This window comes from uncultured Chitinophaga sp. (assembly GCF_937874145.1).
In the GTDB taxonomy this organism is placed as follows: Bacteria; Bacteroidota; Bacteroidia; order Chitinophagales; family Chitinophagaceae; genus Chitinophaga.
This window is the reverse complement of the sequence record NZ_CALNBI010000169.1, coordinates 1-10,567: the sequence shown is the minus strand read 5'-3', so window position 1 is coordinate 10,567 and position 10,567 is coordinate 1. Positions and strand designations below refer to the sequence as shown.

At 52.7% G+C, this 10,567-nt stretch carries 6 protein-coding genes; all 6 read right to left on the bottom strand.

Going from position 1 to position 10,567, the window contains the following annotated elements; genetic code table 11:
- Positions 1–654 (bottom strand): hypothetical protein (locus Q0510_RS08075; RefSeq protein WP_298709904.1); only part of this gene is annotated, 654 nt, incomplete at its 3' end.
- A gap of 27 nt (positions 655–681) precedes the next feature.
- The gene (locus Q0510_RS08070) at positions 682–1,170 is read right to left on the bottom strand and encodes a hypothetical protein (protein WP_298709903.1); all 489 of its coding nucleotides are present in this window, start codon (positions 1,168–1,170) and stop codon (positions 682–684) included.
- 21 nt (positions 1,171–1,191) lie between these two features.
- Entirely contained in the window at positions 1,192–6,774 is a 5,583-nt protein-coding gene (locus Q0510_RS08065) for a PA14 domain-containing protein (RefSeq protein ID WP_298709901.1), read from the bottom strand.
- A gap of 72 nt (positions 6,775–6,846) precedes the next feature.
- The gene (locus tag Q0510_RS08060; RefSeq protein ID WP_298709899.1) at positions 6,847–7,938 is read right to left on the bottom strand and encodes a hypothetical protein; all 1,092 of its coding nucleotides are present in this window, start codon (positions 7,936–7,938) and stop codon (positions 6,847–6,849) included.
- A gap of 8 nt (positions 7,939–7,946) precedes the next feature.
- The gene (locus Q0510_RS08055; protein ID WP_298709897.1) at positions 7,947–9,161 is read right to left on the bottom strand and encodes a hypothetical protein; all 1,215 of its coding nucleotides are present in this window, start codon (positions 9,159–9,161) and stop codon (positions 7,947–7,949) included.
- Positions 9,151–10,263, bottom strand: coding sequence for a hypothetical protein (locus Q0510_RS08050; RefSeq protein WP_298709895.1), 1,113 nt, complete (start codon positions 10,261–10,263; stop codon positions 9,151–9,153). Before Q0510_RS08050 ends, Q0510_RS08055 begins: the two co-directional genes overlap by 11 nt.
- Positions 10,264–10,567: the final 304 nt, after the last annotated feature.

The window sequence follows — 10,567 nt, the reverse complement described above, 5'->3', positions numbered from 1 at the left end:
CAATACATCCGTTTCGTACAAATTCAGCGCACTCCTGGTAACCGCCGGCAAAACAGGAATGGTTAATGTTTGAACGGATGATGTGTTGGCGCAGGAATCTGTCAGGATGAACTGATATTCCCCGGCAGCCAGATCGTTTATCACCAATGTATCCTTCCACGTGGTAAAATTCAGGCTGCCTGTATAACCTGAGGGCTTGGCGGCGATAGTGGCCTTAAATCCCCTGCGCCCGTTTAAAAAACGCAGCTCCGCTTTCCCGGTCGAGCAATCCGCAAAGGAAGCCCGCAGCCATACCGCCTGACCGGAAAATGTGGCATAATTTCCGGGCACCGTAACATGTTGTACGACCGAATCTTCGATACCACTGCAGATGCCCCGGGCTCTTACTTCATAGTCGCCTGCTGGCAGATTTTCGAACAAGGGTACACTGGAGTGAGATATCTCGAAACTCCCATTGACCGACTTAATTGAATATAACCGGTTGGTAACACTACCTGCATCCTGGCCGTTAATAGCCAACGATACCTTGCCGCTGGCCGCACATCGGGAGGAGTCCACGGTGTAAGAAAATCCCCAGCTGCATTGGCCCGCCGCCGACGACGGCAATATCCACAGACTAACGAGGCTTAGTAGAAATTGTATTGTGCTTTTCATGAATTCCGAGAAGGTTCTGTGAGCTGATTATTTTTTCCTGGTGTAGTGACACACATACCGGGCTACCACGAGCGTATTTAAAGCGGTATCCCGGTAAGTCACCGCCGGCAGTTCGAGTTGCAGAACATTGCCCGACCGCAGCCAACCATAACGCAGCGGATGGTCAACACCTCCCATTCGGGCCGGCGCACCCGGTATCGTATCGGCGATGAACCTGATTTCCTGTACGCCGCTTTCCACCAAGCGCCCCCATACCTGCCCAGCACCGTTATCCATGTGAAACCGCCCGTCGCCGAAACGGACACTACGGATGACATATGGCGACAACCGGTACATCTTCAATACGTTCGTCAATTCATATTTCTCTACCTGGGACTTATTGTCCCGCTGCTGCACGTCCACTGTCATTTTCTCCAACACCCATTCGCCTGCCAATGCCGTATCAACCGCCGTTTGCGCTCTCAGCGCGCCCACCATCGCCAGGAGCAAGGTGGTGAACAAAATATTCTTTAGCATATCGCTTTATTTTTCCCGTGATTAAAAGAAGCAGGTCACTTTCTGCTTTTTCTTGTCTTCGACCTGCCACGACTGTTTATACTCTATCATTTCCGCATGCAGGATATGCGAAGATTCATCGATCGTCAGTTGGTATTGGCTGCCAGCCTTCCTGAGGGGGTTGACCATCATGCTTACGGATCCCGCTGAAGCGGCAATGTTCCTCCTGCCGGAACGGATGATCTTCAGTGAAGCGTCATTCCCGTTAAATGGCTTCCCGTCGGCGTCCTGGAAGAACAATTCGGGGGCCGAACCCGTATTGGAATTGGCGTCTACCACCCATATTTTACCGGAACTGGGAAAGGTTGCCAACACCGGGTTACAGGGATCGTCGTTCACAGGATTGCGGGAGTATACCAGGATTTCGTCCCCCGCGGAGAAATACTCATTCACCCTGGCAAGGTCTATCCCGCTAACCAGCTTGCCATCCTTGAAGTAGATATTCTTGAATACCGCGCTAATATTCTTATAGGCGCCTGCCATTCCCTCATACATCCATCCCGCTGGGTATTGGAAATTATATATGGTATCGTCGAATTCGTTTTGCGCGGATGTTAGGATTACATCTCCCGTTTCCGCATCATACAACATGTTGTGCGTGGTCACACGGCTGCCCTTATCCATTACCACCACACTGTCCAGCAGGCCATGCCTGTTTATTACTTTCGTAGCGGCCGCAGAACGGAACATGGTTTCCTGCCGTTTCGGGAACACGTACCCGGAAGGCCAGCTCAATACGGGAGGCATGCTAAAGGAGAAAATGTCGATATTGGCGTTGAAGTCGACTGACAAGCTAATGGACTTTTGCTGGCGCATATCGAGCATCAGTTCCATGTCTTTCCCGACGATGGCCGTTTCATTGATTTCCCCGTTGGCGCTCATAGACAGCACATCGTTGCGAAGGCGTTTATGTACAGCATTCTGATCTTCTACGCGGTAATAGTATGTCGTGGATGAAACAGGTTCCTTGCTGTCGAGTTGGGAATAGCTGGCCTGGCCGCGGGGCTTACCATGCATGTCGTTCAGCTCGATCTTGAATCCCTGCGTTACGCCAACTACGTTCACAGCATTGATCTTGAGCATATTGAGCAATTCAGGAGTATACCGTTCCCGGGCGTCCTCATTCAGCAGGGAATGGTCCGTAAACACCGGGAAATCATAAGCCGTGTAAAAGGTTGCCTCTTCGAAACCATTCGCCGATCTTGTTTTTTCAGTTTTGAGAGAACGGGTGCGCACCTTGCTATATCCTATCGACGGGCTGGGAAAGAAGGTTTCTCCCAGCGGCAGATCCACGTAACCCAGGGTGACCGGCGCCAGCTTGGCGGCCTGATTGGTATATTTTATGGGGAGCCGCATCATATTCTCTTCTCCGCCCAACATAGGCTCATAAGTAGCGACGCCACTGCTGATCTCCAACTCTTTTCCTCCGGCATTGTGAGTAGTCGTATAGAGATACTCCGTTCCGTACAGCGATTCCTTCTGCTTCGTCATCGCGTTCCAGTTATCATATATCTTGATATTCTTTCCCCGCAGCCCGCCGCCGAACTTCCGGAAAGAAGGTGCAAGCAGCCGCACGAAGGAGCGGGACAGGTCCGCCCTTCTGCCGAAATTATTTCCCCGTGCCACGTCATCGAAAGAACGGAAAGCATTGACGATACCGCTGGCCATACCAACGATCGACTGCACGGCAGCCTGGGCCGCCACATTTTCTCCAAGGTCCATACCTGGATACGCCTTGGCAGGAAGGTTGAGGCGAACGAACTGGGCGGCGGTTTTAGCAAACGGACTGTACTTCCCGCCGAATTCACCTTTCTTGTCTACGCTTTTTACTTTCAGCCAAATGGTGTTACCGCTGTTAAAAAATCCGTACTGCCCCGGTTCGAGGGTAGCATAGCCGGTCACGAATTCGGATCCACGGCCCCAGCGGTCGGATGGCATTCCCAGGCACAACCTGAAATACAGTTCCTCCATACCATCCAGGTATTTTTCCCGGATCTCGGCCACGGAATGAACAGGCTCCGGAACGTGTATTGAAATGTACAGGTGATCATCATTCCCATACAGCTCCTGGTTTATCTGCGAAAGTGACGTGGGCTGCGCTTTGGAGAAGCCGGCCACCTTACACATGACTCCCGCCCGGTATTGTTGTACGAATGCATAATCATCGCTTTCATAGTTAACTTTAATGCGCCCGCCGGATGGCAGGTGGATGGAATCGAGCGTCCAGGCCGCGGCATTGCGTGCTGCAGCCAGGCTATCCTGGATGCTGTAGGGAAATTCTGCGTTGGAGATCACGTTCCCGGCAGTTGAACCCGGATTATCCATGGCTGGTTTATAATTTCCCCACCTGTCGGAAGCCTGTGAATTATACGCCGGGTTACTGTTATAATTAAATATGTATGCGTTTTTCTGCCCTTTGCTGTTGCCATTATACGAGAACCATACTTTCTTCAGCGTCAGTTTGCCGGTGGTGCGCCCTGGATAGGTAGTGGTATTGGGGCACAGCTCATAGGAATACTCGAAATGTACGGTTTTGACGGGTTTCGCCTTATCCTTGTTCTTTAAAAACTCGGCTTTGGTATAAAGGTTGATTTCCTTAAGGCGCTTGGCGGATTTATTATTGGTGTCAATACTACCGTCCTCCAAAACCGAGAACATATCCTGCCGGTCTTCCAGCGTGAAAGTAGCGACCATGTTTTTGGATTCGATGGAATGGAGATACCACAGCTCCTTTGTTCCATAAACATAGCTGCCTTTATCGTCACGGCTGTCTGTCCGCAGGCCCTCGTTGTAGCCGGCTACCATGCCATGCGGGGTGCGCCAGCTATATGGATTCCTGACACCGGCGGTTTTTGTGTAATTGAATTTGATGGCATTCCCCGGGTCGTCGTCCGAGATGCCGTTCCCCGTCACATCCACATAATCCGGTGATAAGATGCCTGTCAGCAGGAAAGAATGAGCATAGGCCGGAACGGACTCGGCGGAATAGTAATTGTCCTGACCGTTCTTGTTCTTATCAGTTGTTGGGTCGGTGGCGGGATCGTAAGTAACGGTGCCGTTTTCCCGGTTTCCGTTTTCCTTCTTAACTGCGAACGTGACTTCCTTTTGGCTGAGGTTGTATACGGGCAAACCATACACATACCTGCGGCCGTCGTTGTTAAGGACGTCGATCTGGGAGATGTGGTTCTTCCTGCGGAAATCGTTCTCCCGCTTTTCTTTAAAGAGCTTGCCTGGGATGGCTACAAAGGTATCGACGGAGGCTGGCCAATACCAATGACTGGAGTTGAAGGAATGCCCTTCAAGCGCCAGCATCATAAATGCTTGCCCCCCCATGTTTTTATGATCAAGTTTGAAACTATAGATTTTGTCTTTTTCGAGGTAAACAGGATCTGAATACCATGGCTTTTGGCCGGTCGTGTTCACTTTCCAGTGATCTGACACTTGTAGGCCATTGATAAAAAGCCTATGTCCATCATCTGCCCTGATATTGAATATATAAGCCCCTGTATATTCCGCCTTCATCCTTCCATAAACATGATTTGACCATTTATCACCCCATATAGGCCATCCCTGGCTTTGGAACGATCCTCTGTCGGGCCAGTGTATCGTAGTCGTATTTCTGTTCTGAGATTTGAGATACTGGAAATCGCCTTCATACAGATCCCATTTAAATCCGGTGCCTTCCTGATCCGTATCTACCGGGAACTCATCGTTGCAGTTGGTTTCCACGCGCTGGTTCATACCGTAATTCTCGATATACTTCGGGAACCCTACTTCCGAGGCTTCTGCTGCGTTGAGATAGGAAATTACCTGCGTACGCTTATCCCGGTTGTGTTTCCGGGCACTGGCCGCAGGTAGTGAAAAATGCTCCTTCGTTTCCCCGCCGCGATACCGGCTTAGCTGACCAGTGGTAGCCATTAAAGGGGACATACCGCCGTTCTTGCGGATTTGCGGGTACACTACGTCATCACCGCCGATGGCATCATAAAAAGTGCTGTTCACGACCGTCTTCTCTCCCGGATTCCGGAAATAAGACGATTCATATAATTTATCTGAATTTGTAAAGGCTACATTCGATGCCAGCGGGTTATCCCCGACCCAGGGATCAGTGTCCGTCCGGGAACGGGAGGCCGCCAAATCAATTCCCACGTGATATAGATCCCCGAATGCCAGGTCTCCGTTCGCGTTAAAAGATTTATCCCGGGTATTCATATGATGATCATGCACGAAACCTATATCGCTGCGATAAGCCCTGAACATGCCGCCGGTGCCCTCTCCTGAAATGCTGAAAATGTCATAGGTGTAAGATGGTATCCCGATGTTCGGTACGTCCGCATCATCCCGGTAGGGAAGTTCGCGTTCACGATTGTAGTCCAGCAATGCATTGGGATTATTCTTCGCTTTTTCGTAGTTGAGATATCCGTATGCCTGCAGATGCTGCGTTTGATCCGAAGGGTCAATAAATTGTTTTGACCAGTAACCGGAGGCTTCCAGGGAAGTCGCGAGAATTTTCCATTCTCCGCCGGCTTTCAGGTTGATCGCGGTGCTGCTGCTCGTCCAGGGCACGGTAATCGTCGGTGTAAAAGAGGGCGATGCAAACGAAATATGGCTGCTGAAAACCGTGGTAGAACCTTTTTGGGTCCCGATATGCCTGGTGGATGTACCATTTCCGTCCGCATTCCTGATCTTCTCCGAAATCACTCGGGTGAGATTGACGCCTCCCGAAAATTGCAGCGCCTTCAGGCCAGTTCTTGAATTATAACCCAGGGAAGTTTGCGCCGTGCCGGTGAATTGCCCCACTTCTTTCCCCTCAATTGCCGAAGTATAATAGCCCAGGCTGGTGCCAGCCGAAAAACCTTCCTGTGTATTGTTTGATAACGACAGTCCGGCAGTCAGCGTGCCAAAAGCAGACGAGCCTACGTTCAGGCTGGGCGCCAATACCGTTTCAACGCCCCATCCATTATATGAATTATGAAAAACGCCCAGGCTTACTTTCAGATTCAATTTCGCCGAGTCGGCGATTCTTGCCTTGTCGATAGGAAAGCCCGCCAGCTCGAAGCCTGCACCCGCGGAACCACCGTAAGTATTGTTGGCTTTCAGGGACAGCGTCTTCGTAATCTGCTCCTCCCCGTTGAAATCATCCGGTATCCCCCGCATATTCCGCAGGATGCTGCCCGGGTTGATATTCCACCCCAGCCCGCACCAGCTTGCTTCCTGATCCATCCCGATGCCGCTGCTGTAACCCAGCGCCAGCGGATAGCCGCCCACATCGATCAACGGAATGTTATACGAGAAATCCCCCGTAAACAAATCCACCATATTGGCATTGCTTACCGACTGGAAGGCCTGGCTTTCCGGTTGGGTAGGCCCGCCGTTGAAAGGCTTCGGAGCGCTTGCCGGCGCCTTTTCCGGAACTGCCGGCGATGCATTGCCTGCCGGTGCCGGTTTGCCGGTCAGCAGCGGAACACCCGGCGTTTTACCGGTAAACGTAGCGCGCGGCGGCATATTACGAACCTCCAACGCATATGCGGGTATGATAGTCTCGAAGTAAAGCATAGTCAACATGGACCAGGCAATGATTCTCCGTCCCTTTTCTGCAAAAGCACGCGTCATCTTATAATATTTTCAGGTATAGGTTTACTTTTCTGCTTGATAGTTGAATTTGATCTGCCAATATTCCCCCCGGCTGTTCTTCAGCCTGAAGAGATAGACCTTTCCGTGCTTCAGGCCGGCCCGGCGGGGCAGCGGGATATCCAAATGGTTGGCGCCACGCGCCAGTTCCAGCGTACCCGAGCTCACGATACGGTTCCCCTCTCCCAGCGCCACCAGTTCATAACCCGCCTGCGTTTCCGCCGTTTCATTTACATATCCTACCGACAATTCATGTGAAACGCCCAGCACATTACCATCCAGCTCCCGGCGCAATTGCACATACACTTTATGCGATTCTCCCGTTCCTGCCAGCTTCCCTCCATTCAACCTGAACGTCCACACCTCCGTCTGCGCCGCATAATGCTCCCCTTCCTTCGCGATCACCGTCCAGGCGTAGGTTTTACCGGTATCCAGCGAAGCGTGGCCCGGGGGGTACGACAAGAAATTCTCCCGCAACCGCGCCATCCGCAGCACGGGAACGTTCTGCTGAACGGCTTCCACCGGCGGCTGCCCGTCATGTACTTCCGTCACCAAAAGCTCGTACCGCAACTGGCGGAACTGCTGCAGGGGCGCGGGCGGCAGCCAGGTGAACTGCGGCACCTTCGTATCGAGCAGGGCGCCGTTGGCGGGGAGGTTTAACATCGGCGGACTGATCGGCTCCACCACGATAGGCACGCATTCCTCACGGCTATAAGCCGTTTTGCCGCCGGTAACTTCAATGTTATAGCAGGCCAGGTATTTGCCGGGAGGCAGCAACGCATTCACATTCCGGTCGATCGCCGGCGAGAGGTATTCGTATTGCACGGGTTCCACGTCGGCCTGCTTCAGCTGGCGGGCGCCGCGCGCGAGCGTTACGGCGCGCGAAACGCCGGAAAGCACGGGCTGGCCCTGCTCCGCATCCAGCAACCGAAGGATCACACGCGCCTGGAGCGGGCGCTCTGCCGCCGAAGCAAGCACCACGTTCCACAGCTGGTTTTTCTGGAGGATGCCTGCGGGCGGCACCACCGGGGTAATCGTTACCTGCGCCGCAACGGGAAGCGCGGCCAGCAGGAAAAAAAGGTATAGGTAGCTTTTCATAGTCCGGGTTAAAAAGTCCTCGTAAATGTTGCGCGTCCGGTTTTATTGGGCACCAGCCTTTTGGCGGTTCCCGGTAAGAAGCCCTCGTCGGCCATCAGCGCGATTTCCCCGACTTTGGGCACTTCCACCCGGAGGTTCGCTGAATAACCCAGCTGGCGTATCCGGAAGGTGGTCTGGTAATTATATTTGATGCCCGCGCCCACGTCGAGCCAGCTTTTGGCTTTGAACAGGGCGCTGCCTTCGCATCCGTAAATCTTATACTCGGGATTGGTGATCAGGCTTCCCAGGCCGTTGAAATGCCACTTCCCGATAAACACCGCCTGCTGCGCCGTGAGGTTCGTGCTATTGAAATACACGAACGCCGTGTCCGACTGCCGGTTGTAAAAACGGGTGGCCGACAGCATCGTGTTCATCTGCACCCCGTTCATCCTGTAAAAATGATGCGCCGTGCCCACCATCGTGTAGAACATATTCTCCATGAAGGAATGATCTCCAGTTTTGATGAGCTGCGAACTGGGGAAATAGCCGAGCGACAGCGAAGGCCAGTTGCGGCGGCGGAACGTGGCCTGTATGCTTTTGAAGACGGTATTCGACAGGAACGCCGCGTTTTCGAACATGCTTTCGTAGAGGTTTTTACGGATGGATGCACTCACCGTTAGCTGGTCCCTGAAAAATGGCTGGTCGGCCCGCAGCATCCAGGCGGTTTGTGCGCTGCCGGTAGTGTACAAGCTGAACGACTGGAAGTTGGCGCCCATTTTCTTCACCACGCCGCTCATTTTTGTTCCCGTTGCCGGCAGTGTCCCTTCGGCGGAAAGCGCATAAGCTTCGTTACTGCGATCATTCAGCCGCATCATGCTTCCGGCAACGTTGCTGCCTTCTTTGGCGCGCTCGTGCTGCGGGAGCGACGAACGGGCGATCTCCCCCGTTACGCTGTAATGTTTCCCCAGCTGCCAGCGGCCCTCGATCGCAACGCCCATCAGGCGGTTGTCGGGGATCTGTACGGCAGGGTTATCGTCCAGGTTGAAGTTGTATGCCTGTTTGCGGCCGGTGTAATACGTGGCGTACACGTGGCTTCCTTCCTTCATCCCATACCCTCCGCGAAAGATCTGCAGGAATTGTTTCGGGCCCGACGAACGGACGAGGTAATCCCTGAAGCGGTAATCCACCGCGCCGATACCGATGGCGGCATACCACGAAGGGTTCACTTCTATATTACCTCCCACGATGCTGATGTTGCGCGCCGTGAGCTCCGATCATGGATCGCCCCACTCCGGCATTGCGGACCGAGAGCAGCGTTTTATACCCTTTTGGCAGTACGGAATCGGGAATGCGCATGCGTTCAAGCTCGCCGATGAGCTCAGCGGGGCTCGCGTTGCGGTTCAACAGGGCCACCAGTGATTCTTTGCGGGCGCCCAGTTTTTCCAGGCGGCCGCGGTATTTTGCTTCCAGGGCGGCGATGGCGGCCTGGAGGGAATCCGCCTTCGCTTTGCGGGCTTCATATTCTTTCAACAGCATCGCCACGGTGCTGTCTGCTTTCCCTTTGTGTTTGGCTGCGAGTTTGGGCAGGCGGCCCTTGAGCGGTAATATTTTCCTATCGGGCAACGCAGGTATCTCCGGAAGTTTTTGGCCGTAGAGCTCGCGTTCCCGCGCTTCGATCATGCGTTGCACCTGCGACGGCGCCGAAAACCAGGCGCGCATGCGGAGGAGGGAATCCTGTAACCTGCGGATATTCGTTTTCATGAGATCGAGCTCCTTCCAGTTGTTCAGGCGGCCGGCATCCCACCGGCGGGCTTTCTGGAGGATGCTGTGGCGCAGGTCGTTGGCGGAGTATCCCAGGTTCAGCCCGGTGACGTTGCGCACGATCCTTGAATTGCTCTGAGAAGTACTGAAGTTGAACCGCAACGGATATTGATCCTTCACGGTTACGGACATGCTGGTTTGTACCGTATGCTGGTGGATATCCTTTTCTACATACGGCGTATCGGTATTTCCCTGGTAATAATAGTCGTACATCACGTTGCCATGGATCACGAGGAAAGGGGCACGTTTGGGAGGAGGGGGCGGCTCCGGGCGCGGAGGGCGCTTACGGTCGGCCACGGCAATCACCGGCATCTCCAGCAATGCATACACGTTCACCGGATGTATCCGCATGCCTTTGCAGTTCCCGGCGGGGAATGCAAAATACCCGGAGTCTTTAACCTGGTAATACAGGCTGTCTGCCCAGGCGGGCGACCTGTCTGCTACCAGTTTAACCGGGATGCTTTGGGCAAAGGATGTCCTGACAGCCAGTAACGCTACGGCTATCAGCAGGTATCGGGAAATCAATATATGCGGGTAATTCGGGTTTACATGAATTTATTTCTATAGGTATTCGGTCAACGATGGCAATTTGCCAAAGATGGTTTCGATGGGACTAAGATATACAATTATTTGATTCTTTATTATTTATTCACATATTTTATATTCATTAATTATCAACAACGTATATCTCGTTCTGTGGGTAATACTAAATCGTTTTTGACTCAACCCATTAAACGAAACTACCATATTAAAAACATCCATTGAACAAAACCCCTTACTTATCAGTTATATTAGCAACACTTCCCGAAATTCTAATGAAATTTTAATG